Here is a 15,417-nt window from a genome sequence, read left to right on the forward strand (position 1 = left end):
GGTGATGCAATACCCAAAAATCGGCGCTCTGGCCGTTGTTGTCCATCAGGATCAGGTGTTGCTTGTAAAGCGCTCCAAGCAACCGGATGCCGGACTTTGGGGATTTCCCGGCGGTCGTGTCGAATGGGGCGAGACCGTGATGCAGGCCGCGCAGCGTGAATTGCACGAGGAAACATCGGTGATGGCTGAACCTCTGCAGTATCTGGACAATCTGGATCTGCTGCGTCGTGATCCTAACGGGCAGGTTCTGTCGCATTACCTGCTGGTCGGCGTAGCTTGCCGATATCAGGCCGGCGATCCGGTTGCCGGCGATGACGCGATGGACGCGCGCTGGTTTCCCATCGATCAGATCACGCGCAGCGAATTGAATATGAGCGCACGTGTCGCCGACCTGCTGGAGACCGCATTGGACGGGGTCAGGCCCCGATCCGGCTTCTGAGCCGCGCGTAAATCAGACCGGAAAGCGCGACGCTCAGCACCAGGATCAGCGCCGCACCAGCAGCGAACACACCCAGTCCCATACGCAGAACCGCAGAACCATCCTCGCCGGGGTAAAAGTCGGCCAGAGCGGTCAGCGGCGTGCCCGCGACAGCGGGCCACACCATCGTCACCGCAAACCAGGCCAGCAATGCCAGACCGGTTATGACAATCATCCCTTGCACCACTCGGTCCGGCGCGCGCAGGGCGCGACGCATTGAGGTCATCGGACGTGTCACGTCATTCAGAATGGCCAGCAGCGCAGGTACAAGCAACAGAACCAGAAGCATTCCGAACCCAAGACCGTAGACCAGCGTGATCACTGTGGGCTTGAGGAACTGCGCCTGCTGCGAGCCTTCGTACAGCAGCGGAGTGAGACCCAGAACCGTGGTCAAAGTGGTCAGCATCACCGGCCGCAACCTGTCGGCTGTGCCTTCGACAATGGACGGAATCAACCCCCTGTCCTGTTGATAGGCGTCGATGGTCGTCACCAGCACGATGGAGTCGTTGATGATTATCCCTGTCATCCCCAGCAGGCCCACGACCGTGAACATGCTAAGCGGTACAGCCCAGATGTAGTGGCCCCAGATGGCGCCCACGAGGCCGAACGGAATGATCGCCATGACCAACAACGGCCGTGTCCAGCTTGCAAAGACCCAGGCCAGAACCAGATAGATGCCCGTCAGGCACAGGATCAGGCCGGTGCGCGCCTGCGACAGAAAATCGTCCTCCTGCTCACTCAGCCCCGACATGCGCCATTCGACCTGTCGCTCAGAGGCGATTTTGGGCAGGATTTCCTGACTGAGTGCGCGTTCAATTTCAGCGGCGCGATCGGGGTCATCTTCGGAGATGTCGCCATTTACCGAGACCACCCGCAAGCCATTCTCGCGCCGGATCGTGGAAAAGCCTGACTTTCGCTGGACCGAAACGATATCGGCCAGCGGTACGTATATCCCCTCGGGCGACCGCATCAGTGTGCGTTCCAGAAAATCGGCCGTCAGTTCGCTTTCGGGCAGTTCAACCCGTATTTCGGCGCTGCGCGGGCCGTCGGGGAAAGTTGCGGCCTCGATCCCGTTCAGGCGGCTGCGCAGAACCCGTCCCAGCGTTTCAATCCGGAATCCCAGGGCCTGACCCTGTGCTGTGAGTTCCAGAATGAAGTCTTCCTTGTCATAGGCCAGATCGTCCTGCAGCGCGGAAACCTCGGGGTATTTCGACAGTTCGGTCTGCAAATCCTCGGACGCCGATTTGAGCGTGTCGATCTCAGCCCCATAAAACTGGACATCGATCGCATCGCCGCCCGGGCCGGACCGCCAGCCACGAAACGTGACAAGCTCGACCTTGGGGTGGCGCGGAACATATTCCTGCAATTCGCCGACAAACTCGAAACTGGAATAGGGGCGCTGATCGGCATCGATCAGTTCGATGGAAATACCCCCCAGCAGCGACCCGTCCTTGCCGTCTGCCGCCGCAAGCCCATAGCCCGGCGTGTCGCCGATCTGGGCCAGCGCATATTCGATGGGATTGCGCCCATGGCGCTCCGCATAGATCTGACCCATCTCTTCGGCGGCCTGCTGCAACATGCGCATCATTTCCAGCGTGTCATCCCGCGTCGCCCCTTCGCGCATGATGAAGCTGCCTGTGACCGAACCACGCTCGGGCGCGTTGAAAAAGCGCCAGTTCACATCTCCACGGATAAACAGAGCGACCTGACTGGCCAGAATCACCACCATCACCGCGACAACCACATAGCGGGCCCAGACCACCCAGGCGATCAGTGGTCGGAACAGGTGGTCGCGCACCCAGCGAAAACCCTTGTTCACCACCCGGTTGGGCAGGTCATACCAGTGTTCCTTGGCCGAGTGTTTTATGGCATGGGCCATATGGTTCGGCAGGATCAGGAAACACTCGATCAGTGAGGCGATCAGGACGGCAATCACGGTAAACGGGACATCGCGGATCAACACCCCGAAGCGCCCGCCAACCAGGGTCAGGCCAAAAAAGGCGATAACCGTCGTGACTGTTGCAGCAAAAACCGGCATCGCCATGCGCCGGGCGGCCCGTTCTGCTGCAACCATCGGTGCCTCGCCCAATCGACGTGCACGGAAATCGGCATGTTCACCGACCACGATGGCGTCATCGACCACAATACCCAGTGTGATGATCAGGCCGAACAGTGAAACCATGTTGATGGACAGCCCGCCGATATACATGAACGCGATCGCGGCGGACATGGCGACGGGAATACCGGCTGCAACCCAGAACGCAATACGCGCATTGAGAAAGAGAAACAGCAGGCAGACCACAAGACCCAGGCCGAGCAGACCATTGTCGACAAGAATGTTCAGCCTGTCGGTGATGGCCTGCGCCCGGGTCCGGATCAGTTCGATCGTGACACCATCGGGCAGACTGGCTTGCATCTCGGCGACGACATCCTCGACCCGATGCTGGATGTCGATCGCATCCCCAAGATTCGAGCGATCGACGCGGATCGACATGGCCGGGTCGTCATCGACGAAATAGCTGCGATGCCGGGTGACGCCTTCGACGAAAATCCGCGCCACATCGCCGACCACCAGCTTCGCGCCGTCCTCGAACGTGCGCAGCGCAATGCCTTCGATTTCTTCGGGCGTACGTTTTTCTGTGCCGGCTTTGATGCGTGCATTTGCCCCAGTTACCAGCCCCGCAGGGCTTGCATTGACCTCGGCCGCAATGGCCGAGGCGATTTCGGACAGGGTGATGTCATTGGCAATCAGCTGCGCGGTCGGCACCTCGACCACCACACGCGGCGCGGCAATGCCGCGGATCGATGTGCGGGTCACACCGGCTGCGAACAGGCGGCTGATCAGCTCATCGGTGAAGTTCGCAAGCTGTTCGGTCCCGACCGGTCCGGTCAGTACAACGTCCGTGACGCGGTCCCGCCAGGCGCCGCGCCGGATAATGGGCTCGTCAGCGTCGTCCGGCAGATCGGTCACAGCGTCAACGGCGGTGCGCACCTCCTCGACGGCCCTGGCCATGTCCCAGTCCGGTTCGAACTCCATCCGGATGCGCGAATGTCCGGGATGCGAACTGGATTCGGTGCTGGTCACGCCCTCGACAGCCAGCAGGGCAGGTTCCAGAACCCTGACGATGGCACTGTCCATATCCTCGGGGCCGGCCTGATCCCAATTGACGGTGACGTCCACCCGTTCCAGCACCACATCGGGAAAGAACTGCGCCCGCATGTTCGGAATCGCGGCGGCGCCCAGAACCAACATCACCAGCAGCAAAAGATTGGCCACGGTCCGGTGCCGGATGAAGTAGCTCAGGATACCGCCTGCCGCACCGGGGATTTCGCGCATCATGACGCTTATCCCCCTGTCGGGCTTTCAAGACGGCGCACCAGCGATGCAGGCACTTTCGCCTCGCTCAACTGGCCCAGCACGCGGGCCTTGGCGTCCTGCGACATGCCTGCACTGGCTTCGACCTGCGCTACAAGCTGCGCGCGTTGTTCATCCGACAACTCGACCATATCCGTGTCCGGCTGCGCCCGGGCTTCGGCCCGCAAGGGACGAACACGTACGCCCGCGCCCAGCAACGGGGTGCGTCCGATCACCACCTCGCGCCCTTCCAGCCCCTGCCCGCGCAGCAGCACCTCATCGCCCTGTCGGCGGATCAATTGCACAGGCAGCGCCTCAAGCCGGTCGCCATCACCCAGCACCAGTACGGTGCCAAACGCATCAAGAGCCGTCGACGGCATGCGAACAACATTCTCGACGGGTTGTTCCTCGACCGAGACCGTTACGAAGTCACCGGGTTTGAAACCAAACGCATCATTCAGGCGGGCATAGATCAACCGGCCCGTCTGCCCTTCCCCCGCCGATCCGCTGTCGCGGCTGATCCGGCCAAGGGCGACCAGGTCGGTGCCGGTCACTTCCAGCGACACGGAAACGGGGGCTTTGATCAGCTCGCCCCGCGCGTCCAGCAGGCGCACATACTGTGCGGTCGACACCCGAAACGCCACTTCCAGCGCGTCCGGATCGACCAGTTCGGCCAGTTTTTCATTGGCCGTCACCAATCGGCCCTCGACCAGTGTGACATCGGTCAGCGTGCCGCCAAACCGGGCGCGAATCGTCATGTCGTCCAGATCCCGCTCGGCCGCTTCCAAGGCGATCCGCGCGCGGGCCAGCAACGTGGTGGCCTGATCGACACGGGATTCGGCCTGCGCCAGTGCGATCCGCCGGGCCAGAACCGATTGCTGAGCCGACGCTGCGGCCAGTTCAGCCTCTTCCACGCTGGCGGCGGCACCAACGCCACGGCTTTGCAGATCCTTCTGGCGCTGCAGGGCGCGTCCGCGCAACTCGGCCTGAGCTTCGGCCGAGTTCAACTCGTCCTGCGCCAGCAGCAGCGACCGTTCGGCATCGCGCTCTTCGAACTGGGCATCCAGCAGATCGGACTTGGCACGGTCCAGCGCCGATTGCGCATCGGCGGGGTCCAGTTCAACCAGCACCTCGCCAGCGGACACAACGCCGCCATCTTCAAATTCCTCGGCCAGGGACACAACCCGCCCACCCAGAGCCGCGCGCAACTCAAGCCTGCGGCGGCTTTGCACTTCGCCAAACGCATCCAGATAGGGGATTACCGTTTCCACCAGCGCGGGCTTGACGCTGACCGCAAATACCCTCTCCTGCGCTGGCGGGCGGGTTTCGTCCCGGGTCAGCACATCCTGCAGCGCATTTGCAATCATCTGTGCAGCCACAAACAACAGGGCCAGCGTCATGGACGCCAGAAAGACACCGACAAGGCTTTGCCTCAGAAATCGCATCAATCATTCACCCAAGTTGCAACAGGCTGCCATACGCGAAATGTAGCTGGACCGGAAAATAAGCCAAGCCACAAGGCGGTTATAAGGACTTGAACGTATGACCAGTCTACTTCCGTCGCAGATGTTCGTCCAATCGGGGCATTATTTCCACAAAATTGCAGGGGCGATGCCGATAATCGAACTGTTTTTCCAAAATCCCGTCCCAGGCGTCCTTGCACGCGCCGGGACTACCGGGGAGGGCAAACAGATAGGTCCCGCCCGCCACGCCGCCTGTTGCGCGCGACTGAACAGCCGAAGTGCCGATCTTTTCCATCGAGATGATGGTGAAGACGGTTCCAAACGCCTCGATTTCCTTTTCATAGACGTCGCGATGCGCCTCGACCGTGACATCGCGCCCCGTCAGGCCGGTCCCCCCGGTCGACAGGACAACGTCAATATTGGGCTCGGCGATCCAGGCGCGCAGCTGATCTGCGATCTGGCTGCGCTCATCCGGCAGGATTTTGCGGTCGGCAAGGGTGTGGCCGGCCCGTTCAATCCGGTCGACCAGGGTCTGGCCTGAACGGTCTTCCTCGATCGAGCGCGTATCTGACACGGTCAGAACGGCGATACGAACCGGGATGAACTCCATGGTTTCATCAATGCGTGACATTTGGCGTCAGGCCCTTTCCATGATGGCAAGCCGGATCGCCAGAGCGGTGAAGATGCCGCCACTGACCCAGCCCAGAATTCTGGACGCGCGGGGGCTGTTGATCAGCATTTGACCCGCGCCCCCGGCAAACACGCCCACCAGCCCGTTGATAACGAACCCGCCGATGGAAATAATCGCCCCGAAGATCAGGAATTGCAGCAGAACGGACCCCGAGGCGGGGTTTACGAATTGCGGAATAAAGGCAAGGACAAACAGAATGACCTTCGGGTTGGTCAGGTTAACCAAAAACCCGTCGCGAAAGGCATAGCGTGTTGGTTTTGCCGGACCTTCGGCCGAAATCGCGCCGTGCCGTATCGCACCCCATGCCAGATACAGCAGATAGGCGACACCCAGCCAGCGGATCGCGTCGAACACCCACGGAACAGCGGCAACAACCGCGCCCAATCCCAGCCCGGCCAGCGAAACATGGATCATCGAACCCATCGAAATTCCGGCGCTGGCGGCAATCGCGGGTTTTGTGCCGGATCGCAGCCCCTGCCCGAAACAGAACATCATATCCGCACCCGGGGTCAGGTTCAGTGCGATGGCCGCGGGCACAAAGGCCAGCAGCGTCACGGTCTCGATCATGCGCGGACCTCGAACCAGTTGACTTGCGGACCGAGATTGGCGACCTGCGACCGGCCGATCGAACCGCGATACCCCCAGCTGTCATGGATATGGCCACCAAGCACCAACGCGGGCTGAATCCGTTCTATTGCATTCCGGATGGCCGTTGACCCGACAGAAAGCCCCTGAGATGTCTTATCGCCGTACCCTTTCGGCGGTGAATGCGCGATCAGGATGTCTGTCCCGACGCATCGTGCCAGCATTTCGGTCGCATCGCCTTCGGTCATGTCACAGGACCAGTCGCCAAAAGGCGTAACCGGCACGCCGTAGCCCAGACCGAACAGCCGCAGCCCGTCGACGGTCATCCCGGACCCGTGCAGCACATGCACCCCGTCGGGGACGGCATCTGCCAGCTCCTCCGCGCTTTCGGCATTGCCCGGCACCAGAACCATCGGTGCCGCGATACCGGACAGCATGGCCATCGCTTCGTCCAGACCCTGACGCATGTTGCAGTAATCCCCGGCCCCGATCACCAGATCGGCCTCTGCACTGGCCGCAACCAGATCGGCGGCGCGGTTGCGCGCCATATGCAGGTCCGAGAACGCCAGTATTTTCATCGCTTCGCCTCCAGCCACGCCCTGAGTTCCAGCAGATCGGCCCAGGCCTGCCGCTTCATCTGCGGCTGCCGCAGCAGATAGGCGGGGTGAAACATTGGTATGACCGGCAGATCCAGCGCCTGTTCCCAATTCCCGCGCAGCCGCGTGATGCCGCGTTTTCCCAGCACGGCCTGACAGCTGATATTGCCCATCACCACAAGAACCTCAGGGTTTGCCAATGCGATATGACGCTGCAGAAACGGGTTCATCATGCCGATTTCCTCGGGCTTCGGATCACGGTTCTGCGGCGGGCGCCATGGCAGGACGTTCGTGATATAGACATTCTCGGCCCGGTTCAGATCAATGGCAGCCAGCATCCGGTCCAGCAATTGCCCGGCGCGACCCACGAACGGCTTGCCTTCGCGATCCTCATCCCGGCCCGGGGCCTCGCCTATGATCATCACCCGCGCGCCGGGGGTGCCATCCGCAAACACCAGCTGCCGTGCGCCCCGCTTCAGGTCGCACAGATCGAACGCATCCATCGTTGCGCGCAATTCCGGCAGCGACCCTGCCCCGCGCGCGGCCTTTTCGGCAGCCGCAATTGGGTCCGCCTGTCGCGGCTTTTCTTGCGACGAATGTTCAACAACCTGTGTCCGGGCCTTCGGCGCGGTATCCGGCAAGGCATAGCGGTCAACCGGCGCGTCACCGATAGCGTCGGTGACGCCCAGTTCAACCTGCCATTCCAGCAGGGCGCGCGCGGTATGATGGTCCATTGCCGATTCCATGCCTCATAATCTAACCAGCTTTGGCCCGAGGGAAAGCGAATAGACCTTGCCATGGCACCCGGTCGCACCGACGATGGCCATGCACATGCTGATTGCTCTGAGATATCTCCTGCTCCTGCTGCTGTTCAACGTCTTTGGCAGCGGACCGGCCATGGCGACCTTTCACGACAAGCACGGGCAGTGCCGCGCAGGGCAGTTCCAATGCGGCAGCACCTGCTGCAGCGGAGGACAGCGGTGCAGCTTTGACGGCCACTGCATCCGCGCAGGCGGAACCTATTGCGGCGGGGGCCGGTCTTGCGGGCCATTTGAACGCTGCGTGGCAGGCGGCACCCGCTGTGCGCCTGCAGGGGCAAACAAATGCACGTCGCGCCTGGATTGTCCAAGCAACAGTTTCTGCAACGGGCGCGGAGAATGCGAACGGATCACGCCTGAGTTCAACCCCGGGCTGCCAAGCGCCTGCGACGACGGAAATGTCTGCTCTGCGGGATCGTCCTGTCTGCCGGCTGGCGGTTGCTCCCGTCCGGGCTGGTTTTTGTGCGAAAAAACCGGATCGCAGTGCCGTCCCGGTTTCAAATGCTCCAGAAATCAAGGCTGTGTGCCGGTCCGGGCCATCGATTGCGGTTATGGCAAATGGTGCAAACCCGGCGAGCAGTGCCTGCCGAAAGGCGGGTGCGAGAAACTGCCCGAGAGCACTGATCCTTAGGTTGCCTTGCGCTGCGTGGCTTCTTATAAGCGGCCCGATTGTCAGACAGGAGCCCGCCCATGCGTTTCGCCCATCGTCACCTTCTTGGCATCGAGCATCTGTCGCAATCCGATATCACCGCCATTCTGGATCTGGCCGAGAAATACGTCGATATGAATCGCCAGTCGTCGAAACACTCGGATGTGCTGGCGGGGCTGACCCAGATCAACATGTTCTTCGAGAACTCGACCCGCACGCAGGCAAGCTTCGAGATTGCGGGCAAGCGGCTGGGCGCGGATGTGATGAACATGGCGATGCAGGCCAGTTCGATCAAAAAGGGCGAGACGCTGATTGATACAGCTATGACACTGAACGCGATGCATCCCGATCTGCTGGTGGTGCGGCACCCGCATTCCGGCGCGGTCGATCTGCTGGCGCAGAAGGTGAACTGCGCCGTGCTGAACGCGGGCGACGGGCGGCACGAGCACCCGACGCAGGCGCTGCTGGACGCGCTGACCATTCGGCGCGCCAAGGGCCGGCTACACCGTCTGAACATCGCCATTTGCGGAGACGTGGCCCATTCCCGTGTGGCCCGCTCGAATCTGATCCTGCTGGGCAAGATGGAGAACCGCATCCGCCTGATCGGCCCGCCGACGCTGGTGCCTGCGCAATTCGCCGAGTTCGGAGCTGAAATCTACGACGACATGAACGACGGCCTGAAAGATGTCGACGTGGTCATGATGCTGCGCCTTCAGAAAGAGCGGATGGATGGCGGGTTTATCCCCTCGGAAAGGGAATACTACCATCGCTATGGTCTGGACGCCGCCAAGCTGGCACTGGCAAAACCCGACGCGATCGTCATGCACCCCGGCCCGATGAACCGCGGGGTCGAGATCGACGGCACACTGGCCGATGACATCAACCGGTCCGTCATTCAGGAACAGGTCGAGATGGGCGTCGCAGTGCGGATGGCCGCGATGGAACTGCTGGCCCGCAACCTGCGCGAGGCCGCATGAGCGATCTGACTGTCGCCCCCCACGAACGCGGCGTGCTCCGCCTGTTTGCGCTGGATATGCGCCCGGAAGAGGCTAAGTTCCTGCGCGAACCGGGCGCTGCCGATCAGGTCTTGGGCGTGACGGGGCTGGATACGGATCAGATCGACGTTTTTCCGGTCTCGGACCTCGAAGACCTCGGGCTTTGCGGCTATCTGAACGAGGGCTGCGGCGTCTCTGCCGACCAACTGGACCGCGCCGCGTTGGACGCCATCGAAGGCTGGGTGATGGTCGTGCGCAGTGCCGCCTTTGACGACCGCCCGGTAACACTGACGCCGGACCCGAGGCTGCACCTGACCGGTCTTTATACCGAAGAGGCCACCAACTGGACCGGTGGCCCGATTGAAACCGAAAGCGCCAAACCGTTCTCGGCGCCGCAGACCGCCCCTGTTGATAACAAACCGCGCCGTATGGGGTCGGCCATTCTGGCTCTGGTGATCTTTCTGGTTATCGGAGGTGCTCTGTGGCTGATCCTGTAAGTTTCGCACCGGACAAAGGCGCCTATATCCGCACCAACGCCTGGCTCGCTGCCGGGGCCATGGCGTGTGCGATGCTGGTTCTCTGGCTGACCGGCAACCCCTACGTCTGGACCGGCGCACCCGCCGGGCTTGCCGCCATCGGTATCCGCGCCTGGTATCTGGCCTCCGAAGAACTGGTTGCCACATGGCAGATGACGGATACCACCCTGACCGGCCCCGGCCCCCGCAATGTGCCACTGAACCAGATCGATGCGGTCAACATCCTAGGCAGCTTCGTCCAGATCTTCACCAAAAGTGGTGACAAACATCTGATCAAATACCAGGCAGACCCTGCCGCCACCAAAGCCGCAATCGAAAGGGCCATTTCATGAGCACCGTTCTCTTCTCAAACGCCCGCCTGATCGACCCCGAGGCCGGAACCGATGCAACCGGGTGGCTGCAGGTCGCCGAGGGCCGGATTGTGGCGCGCGGAGAGGGGCAGGCACCGGTTTGCGACTCCCAAATCATCGACTGCGGCAGCCAATGTCTGGCACCGGGTATCGTCGATATCGGCGTAAAGGTCTGCGAACCGGGTGAGCGTCACAAGGAAAGCTATAAATCCGCGGGTCTGGCCGCCGCAGCCGGTGGCGTGACCACCATGGTCACTCGGCCCGACACCAGCCCCGCCATCGACACGCCGGAAACGTTGGAATTCGTCACCCGCCGGGCACAGGCCGATACACCGGTTAACGTGCTGCCGATGGCCGCCCTGACCAAGGGCCGCGAGGGCCGCGAAATGACCGAGATCGGTTTCCTGCAAGACGCAGGAGCCGTTGCGTTCACCGATTGCGATCACGTTATCGCCAATACCAAAGTGTTCTCTCGCGCGTTGACCTACGCGAAATCCTGCGGCGCACTGGTCATCGCGCATCCGCAGGAACCAGGCTTGAGCGCCGGGGCCGCCGCGACCAGCGGCAAGTTCGCTGCCCTGCGCGGCCTGCCCGCCGTATCGCCAATGGCCGAGCGGATGGGGCTGGACCGCGACATCGCCCTGCTGGAAATGACCGGTGCAAAATACCACGCCGACCAGATCACCACCGCCCGCGCCCTACCCGCGCTGGAACGCGCCAAGCGCAATGGGCTGGACGTCACTGCGGGCACTTCGATCCATCATCTGACGCTGAACGAACTGGACGTGGCCGACTACCGTACCTTCTTCAAGGTCAAACCCCCGCTGCGGTCCGAAGACGACCGGCTGGCGGTGATCGAGGCGCTGCGCACCGGGTTGATCGACACGATCAGCTCGATGCACACGCCGCAGGACGAAGAAAGCAAGCGTCTGCCGTTTGAAGAAGCCGCCTCGGGCGCGGTGGCGCTGGAAACACTGCTGCCCGCCGCGCTGCGCCTTTATCATGCCGAGCAGCTGGACCTGCCGACGCTGTTTCGCGCCATGGCCCTGAACCCGGCGAAACGGTTGGGCCTGGAGTGCGGTCGCCTGTCCGAAGGCGCACCGGCCGATCTGGTGCTGTTCGATCCCGATGTCCCCTTTGTGCTGGACCGGTTCGCCCTGAAGTCCAAGTCGCAGAACACACCGTTTGACGGCCAGCGGATGCAGGGTAAGGTCACTGCGACTTTTGTCGCTGGCAAAGAAGTTTACCGGAGAACCTGATGCCCCTGATCGACAGCACCATGACCCAACTGATCCTGTGGGCCGTGATCGGTTACCTTATGGGGTCCGTTCCCTTCGGCATGATCATCGCCAGGGTCATGGGGCTGGGCAACTTGCGCAGTATCGGGTCCGGCAATATCGGCGCCACCAATGTTCTGCGCACCGGCAACAAGGCCGCCGCCGCGCTGACCCTGATTTTCGATGCGGCCAAAGGGGCGGTGGCTGTTCTGCTGGCACGTTCACTGGCCGGAGAAGACGCAGCCCAGATTGCCGCCCTGACCGCTTTTCTGGGACATTGCTTTCCGGTCTGGCTGGGCTTCAAGGGCGGCAAGGGTGTCGCGACCTTTCTGGGCCTGTGGCTGGCACTGGACTGGCGGGTCGGGGTTGCCTGCTGTCTGAGCTGGCTTGTGGCGGCGGCGATCTGGAGGATCTCCTCGGTTGGCGCGCTTGCGGCGGCGGCCCTGCTGACGGTCTGGATCGTTGTTCTGACGGATGGCGCGAGTTTCATTCTGGGGATAATCCTGACCCTGCTGGTCTATTGGCGGCACAGTGCCAACGTCGCGCGTATCAAGGCCGGGACCGAGCCGAAAATCGGCAAATCGTGACCCCGCCAGACGAATTTCTGAACGCATTCTTTGCCCTGCCCATAGGCACTTTCACCGGGACAAGCCGCGACGGGCGTTATGTCGTGTACCGCCAGACCGTGGCGAAAGGTAAGTCGCACAAGCTGGTGGCGCATCAGCTGGGCGGCACAGATTACATCAGCCTGAACCTGTATCAGACCAAGAACAGCGGTGCGCTGCTCCGGCCCTGCGAGATGTCTGCAGCCAAGGTGATCGCGTTCACGATGGCGCTGGTGCCCGATCCGCAACCGGTCGGCTGAAACCTTCGTTCCCGCACATCACCTATTCATAACCGCACAATCACAATTGATTGCTTTGAACGTGAACAGCCCGCTTCCCAACTGGGATGTTGTGACGGCCAATTACCGACCGCACAGGACAAAATCACGAGGGAAACCAAGGTGCAATTCCAACGCCATCTGGTGACCCGGTTCACGAAAGGTGAAGCAATGAACAAGATCAAATCCCTTATCGGCGGCGTCGCGCTGTCTGTTGCAATTGCAAGCTCGGCCATGGCGGCGGGTGTTGAACTGAACGCAAGTTCGACCGGCCTCGCCCTGCAGGGCTACGACCCGGTGGCCTATTTCACCGCAGGTGAAGCGACCAAAGGCGACTACCGCATCACCGCACTGCACAACGAAGCGCTGTACCGCTTCTCCTCGGAAGAAAACAAAGCCGCATTCGAAGAGAACCCAGAGGCTTACCTGCCGGCATATGGCGGCTACTGCGCCTTCGGCACGGCCATGGGCTTCAAGTTCGACGGTGATCCGAACTACTGGAAAATCGTTGACAACAAGCTGTACCTGAACCTGTCGGCGGACATCCAGGAACGCTGGGAAGGCGACATCCCGGGCTTCAACGAAAAAGCGGACGCGAACTGGGAAACCATCGCTCATAAAACCCCTGCTGAATTGCAGCAGCAGTAATTTTCTGATCCTTTCAGAACAAACGGCGGCGGAGATTTCCGCCGCCATTTGCGTTCAGGGTTCAAGAACCGTGCTGCCGGTCGTCTGGCGCGCCTCCAGCGCCCGATGCGCATCGGCGACTTGTGACAGGGCAAAGCGCTGATCGATGTGCAGCCTGACTTCCCGGCCTTCGACCTTGCCGAACAGACGCCGGGCCATGGCCTGGCATACCGAATGATCCGCGATGTGGGTGAACAAGGTCGGGCGGGTGATCTTCAGCGAGCCTTTGCGGCCGAGTATGCCGATATCCACCGGCGGCACCGGTCCGGACGCATTGCCGAACGAGATCATCATGCCCAATGGTTTCAGGCAATCCAGAGAACCTTCGAACGTATCCGCGCCGATTGAATCCATGACCGCGTCCACCCCCTTGCCGTGGGTGATCTCGGCCACGCGTTCGGCAAAATTTTCGGTCCGGTAATTGATGCATTCGGCGGCCCCGTTGAACCTGGCCAACTGGCATTTTTCATCCGTGCCCGCCGTGCCGATCAGGGTGATGCCCTCGGACTTGGCCCACTGGCACGCGATCAGTCCCACCCCGCCGGCAGCGGCGTGAAACAACACCGTGTCGCCGCGTTTCAGGGGCGTCGTCCGGTGAAACAGATATTCGACCGTCATCCCTTTCAGCATCATAGCAGCGGCGGCATCGAACGGAATGCTATCGGGCAGCGGGCAGACCTGCGCCGCCGGCATTACGCGTGCCTCGCAATAGGCACCTGGGGGAGCCGCGGCGTAGGCGGCACGCTGACCGGGTTGAAGGTGGCTCACACCCTCGCCGACGGCCTCAACGACCCCTGCGGCCTCCATGCCAAGGGCGTGCGGAAGTTCCAGCGGATAAAGGCCGGTCCGCTGATAGACATCGATGAAATTCAACCCACAGGCGTGATGCCGAATGCGAATCTCTCCCGGACCGGGATCGCCCACGGGCCTGTCTTCGATTCGCAGAACCTCGGGGCCGCCGGTTTCATGAATGACCACGGTACGTGCTGTTTGCTGCATGCTCACCTCCTTGCGCCTGTAACCAAGCTAACATGACTGAGGCACAGGGCAATTGACCTGTCTCAGAATTATGGCGGCGCAAAAGAAGATACTGTGCTATAGTGATTTCACACGTTGTCGGCTGATCCGGCCACGACCCCCTGCGCCGGACATGATCCGAGACGCAACCTCGTTAGGGGAGGGGATGAGTATGGCAAAAACAATCGGTAATCCAATCAGCTGGGCCGCCAGAAACATCAGTGCGTCCGGCGATCATATATCGGAAAGCGTATCGCGGATCGGAAGCGCCGACACCAAGCACCTGCCGGTGGTTCAAACGCTGACACTTCAGGACCTGCGTTCCTGCCTGAAAGCCGGATATCAGGACTTTCTGGAAACGCGCGCCGACGCGATCTTCGTGGTGCTGATCTACCCGATTGCCGGGCTTCTGATGGTCGGCTTCGGGCTGAACATGAACATGGTGCCACTGCTGGCGCCCCTGATCGCGGGCTTTGCCCTGATCGGCCCGGTCGCAGCCGTGGGTCTGTACGAAATCAGCCGCAAGCGCGAACAGGGCGAAGTGGTTCAATGGCTGGACGCGTTCGGTGTTTTCCGGTCGCCGTCCTTCGGTGCCATATTGGCGCTTGGCTTCTACCTGGTCATGTTGCTGCTGATCTGGCTGATGGCCGCACAAGCTATCTATGCACAGACGCTGGGGCCGGAACCGCCCGCCTCTCTGAGTGTGTTTGCAACGCAGGTGTTCACAACCGGCGCAGGCTGGACCATGATCGTTGTCGGAACCGCCGTCGGTTTCCTGTTTGCGCTTGTCGCCCTGGCGATCAGTGTTGTCAGCTTTCCGCTTCTCCTGGACAATCAGGTCGGGCTGCCGGTGGCTGTGGTAACATCCTTCCGCGTGACGCGCCAAAACCCGGGTGTGGTGTTGACCTGGGGCTTCATCGTCGCGGCCCTTCTTATTCTGGGGGCCATCCCGATGCTGCTGGGCCTGATCGTGGTGATGCCCGTTCTTGGCCATTCGACCTGGCACCTGTATCGTCGGGCCATCGCCTGACGCGGTC

At 61.6% G+C, this 15,417-nt stretch carries 16 protein-coding genes; 9 read left to right on the plus strand and 7 right to left on the minus strand.

All coding sequences use genetic code 11. The annotated features are described in order from the left end of the window. Nucleotides 1-4: 4 nt before the first annotated feature. Entirely contained in the window at nucleotides 5-439 is a 435-nt protein-coding gene (locus ACR0FE_RS09240) for an NUDIX hydrolase (RefSeq protein ID WP_480912555.1), read from the plus strand. On the opposite strand, the gene ACR0FE_RS09245 is transcribed toward ACR0FE_RS09240, so the two are convergent. From ACR0FE_RS09245 to ACR0FE_RS09270, 6 genes are all read right to left on the minus strand, one after another. Continuing rightward, the gene (locus ACR0FE_RS09245; RefSeq protein ID WP_480912557.1) at nucleotides 417-3,818 is read right to left on the minus strand and encodes an efflux RND transporter permease subunit; all 3,402 of its coding nucleotides are present in this window, start codon (nucleotides 3,816-3,818) and stop codon (nucleotides 417-419) included. The two genes, ACR0FE_RS09240 and ACR0FE_RS09245, sit on opposite strands and share 23 nt — an antisense overlap. Before the next feature lie 5 nt (nucleotides 3,819-3,823). Continuing rightward, the gene (locus tag ACR0FE_RS09250) at nucleotides 3,824-5,278 is read right to left on the minus strand and encodes an efflux RND transporter periplasmic adaptor subunit (protein ID WP_480912558.1); all 1,455 of its coding nucleotides are present in this window, start codon (nucleotides 5,276-5,278) and stop codon (nucleotides 3,824-3,826) included. Nucleotides 5,279-5,384: 106 nt separating this feature from the next. Further along, the gene (gene moaB / locus ACR0FE_RS09255) at nucleotides 5,385-5,927 is read right to left on the minus strand and encodes a molybdenum cofactor biosynthesis protein B (protein WP_480912560.1); all 543 of its coding nucleotides are present in this window, start codon (nucleotides 5,925-5,927) and stop codon (nucleotides 5,385-5,387) included. Between the two features lie 6 nt (nucleotides 5,928-5,933). Beyond that, nucleotides 5,934-6,554, minus strand: a complete 621-nt coding sequence (locus ACR0FE_RS09260) for a LysE family translocator (RefSeq protein ID WP_480912562.1) — start codon at nucleotides 6,552-6,554, stop codon at nucleotides 5,934-5,936. After that, nucleotides 6,551-7,150 (minus strand): metallophosphoesterase family protein, encoded by a 600-nt coding sequence (locus ACR0FE_RS09265; RefSeq protein ID WP_170679613.1) that lies wholly within the window; start codon nucleotides 7,148-7,150, stop codon nucleotides 6,551-6,553. The genes ACR0FE_RS09260 and ACR0FE_RS09265 overlap by 4 nt, the downstream gene beginning before the upstream one ends. Further along, on the minus strand, nucleotides 7,147-7,914 hold the full coding sequence (locus tag ACR0FE_RS09270; protein ID WP_170614347.1) for a uracil-DNA glycosylase: 768 nt from the start codon (nucleotides 7,912-7,914) through the stop codon (nucleotides 7,147-7,149). The genes ACR0FE_RS09265 and ACR0FE_RS09270 overlap by 4 nt, the downstream gene beginning before the upstream one ends. 762 nt (nucleotides 7,915-8,676) lie before the next feature. Between ACR0FE_RS09270 and ACR0FE_RS09275 the strand changes: the two genes are divergently transcribed. From ACR0FE_RS09275 to ACR0FE_RS09305, 7 genes are all read left to right on the plus strand, one after another. Then, nucleotides 8,677-9,612, plus strand: a complete 936-nt coding sequence (locus ACR0FE_RS09275; protein ID WP_480912565.1) for an aspartate carbamoyltransferase catalytic subunit — start codon at nucleotides 8,677-8,679, stop codon at nucleotides 9,610-9,612. After that, a complete protein-coding gene (locus tag ACR0FE_RS09280; protein WP_480912567.1) occupies nucleotides 9,609-10,127 on the plus strand; it encodes a hypothetical protein in 519 nt (172 codons plus the stop codon). Before ACR0FE_RS09275 ends, ACR0FE_RS09280 begins: the two co-directional genes overlap by 4 nt. Continuing rightward, on the plus strand, nucleotides 10,112-10,498 hold the full coding sequence (locus ACR0FE_RS09285; RefSeq protein WP_480912568.1) for a hypothetical protein: 387 nt from the start codon (nucleotides 10,112-10,114) through the stop codon (nucleotides 10,496-10,498). Before ACR0FE_RS09280 ends, ACR0FE_RS09285 begins: the two co-directional genes overlap by 16 nt. Continuing rightward, the gene (pyrC, locus tag ACR0FE_RS09290) at nucleotides 10,495-11,775 is read left to right on the plus strand and encodes a dihydroorotase (protein ID WP_480912570.1); all 1,281 of its coding nucleotides are present in this window, start codon (nucleotides 10,495-10,497) and stop codon (nucleotides 11,773-11,775) included. Before ACR0FE_RS09285 ends, pyrC begins: the two co-directional genes overlap by 4 nt. Beyond that, nucleotides 11,775-12,380, plus strand: coding sequence for a glycerol-3-phosphate 1-O-acyltransferase PlsY (gene plsY / locus ACR0FE_RS09295; RefSeq protein ID WP_170679600.1), 606 nt, complete (start codon nucleotides 11,775-11,777; stop codon nucleotides 12,378-12,380). The genes pyrC and plsY overlap by 1 nt, the downstream gene beginning before the upstream one ends. After that, a complete protein-coding gene (locus tag ACR0FE_RS09300) occupies nucleotides 12,377-12,658 on the plus strand; it encodes a hypothetical protein (RefSeq protein WP_480912572.1) in 282 nt (93 codons plus the stop codon). The genes plsY and ACR0FE_RS09300 overlap by 4 nt, the downstream gene beginning before the upstream one ends. 189 nt (nucleotides 12,659-12,847) lie before the next feature. Continuing rightward, nucleotides 12,848-13,324 (plus strand): YHS domain-containing (seleno)protein, encoded by a 477-nt coding sequence (locus ACR0FE_RS09305; protein WP_170679775.1) that lies wholly within the window; start codon nucleotides 12,848-12,850, stop codon nucleotides 13,322-13,324. A 54-nt stretch (nucleotides 13,325-13,378) separates the two neighbouring features. Here ACR0FE_RS09305 and ACR0FE_RS09310 read toward each other — a convergent pair whose 3' ends face one another. Next, on the minus strand, nucleotides 13,379-14,362 hold the full coding sequence (locus tag ACR0FE_RS09310; RefSeq protein WP_170614341.1) for a quinone oxidoreductase family protein: 984 nt from the start codon (nucleotides 14,360-14,362) through the stop codon (nucleotides 13,379-13,381). A 190-nt stretch (nucleotides 14,363-14,552) separates the two neighbouring features. On the opposite strand from ACR0FE_RS09310, the gene ACR0FE_RS09315 reads away from it, so the two are divergent. After that, nucleotides 14,553-15,410: a DUF2189 domain-containing protein gene (locus tag ACR0FE_RS09315; RefSeq protein WP_480912574.1), complete on the plus strand. Its 858-nt coding sequence runs from the start codon at nucleotides 14,553-14,555 to the stop codon at nucleotides 15,408-15,410. Nucleotides 15,411-15,417: the final 7 nt, after the last annotated feature.

Source organism: Ruegeria sp. K7, assembly GCF_056531785.1.

Excerpts from the sequence above, each read along its gene's own strand:
- ACR0FE_RS09240 (WP_480912555.1), top strand. The coding sequence starts at position 5 with ATGCAATACCCAAAAATCGGCGCTCTGGCCGTTGTTGTCCATCAGGAT.
- ACR0FE_RS09245 (WP_480912557.1), bottom strand. The coding sequence starts at position 3,818 with ATGATGCGCGAAATCCCCGGTGCGGCAGGCGGTATCCTGAGCTACTTC.
- ACR0FE_RS09250 (WP_480912558.1), bottom strand. The coding sequence starts at position 5,278 with ATGCGATTTCTGAGGCAAAGCCTTGTCGGTGTCTTTCTGGCGTCCATG.
- moaB (WP_480912560.1), bottom strand. The coding sequence starts at position 5,927 with ATGTCACGCATTGATGAAACCATGGAGTTCATCCCGGTTCGTATCGCC.
- ACR0FE_RS09260 (WP_480912562.1), bottom strand. The coding sequence starts at position 6,554 with ATGATCGAGACCGTGACGCTGCTGGCCTTTGTGCCCGCGGCCATCGCA.
- ACR0FE_RS09265 (WP_170679613.1), bottom strand. The coding sequence starts at position 7,150 with ATGAAAATACTGGCGTTCTCGGACCTGCATATGGCGCGCAACCGCGCC.
- ACR0FE_RS09270 (WP_170614347.1), bottom strand. The coding sequence starts at position 7,914 with ATGGAATCGGCAATGGACCATCATACCGCGCGCGCCCTGCTGGAATGG.
- ACR0FE_RS09275 (WP_480912565.1), top strand. The coding sequence starts at position 8,677 with ATGCGTTTCGCCCATCGTCACCTTCTTGGCATCGAGCATCTGTCGCAA.
- ACR0FE_RS09280 (WP_480912567.1), top strand. The coding sequence starts at position 9,609 with ATGAGCGATCTGACTGTCGCCCCCCACGAACGCGGCGTGCTCCGCCTG.
- pyrC (WP_480912570.1), top strand. The coding sequence starts at position 10,495 with ATGAGCACCGTTCTCTTCTCAAACGCCCGCCTGATCGACCCCGAGGCC.
- plsY (WP_170679600.1), top strand. The coding sequence starts at position 11,775 with ATGCCCCTGATCGACAGCACCATGACCCAACTGATCCTGTGGGCCGTG.
- ACR0FE_RS09305 (WP_170679775.1), top strand. The coding sequence starts at position 12,848 with ATGAACAAGATCAAATCCCTTATCGGCGGCGTCGCGCTGTCTGTTGCA.
- ACR0FE_RS09310 (WP_170614341.1), bottom strand. The coding sequence starts at position 14,362 with ATGCAGCAAACAGCACGTACCGTGGTCATTCATGAAACCGGCGGCCCC.
- ACR0FE_RS09315 (WP_480912574.1), top strand. The coding sequence starts at position 14,553 with ATGGCAAAAACAATCGGTAATCCAATCAGCTGGGCCGCCAGAAACATC.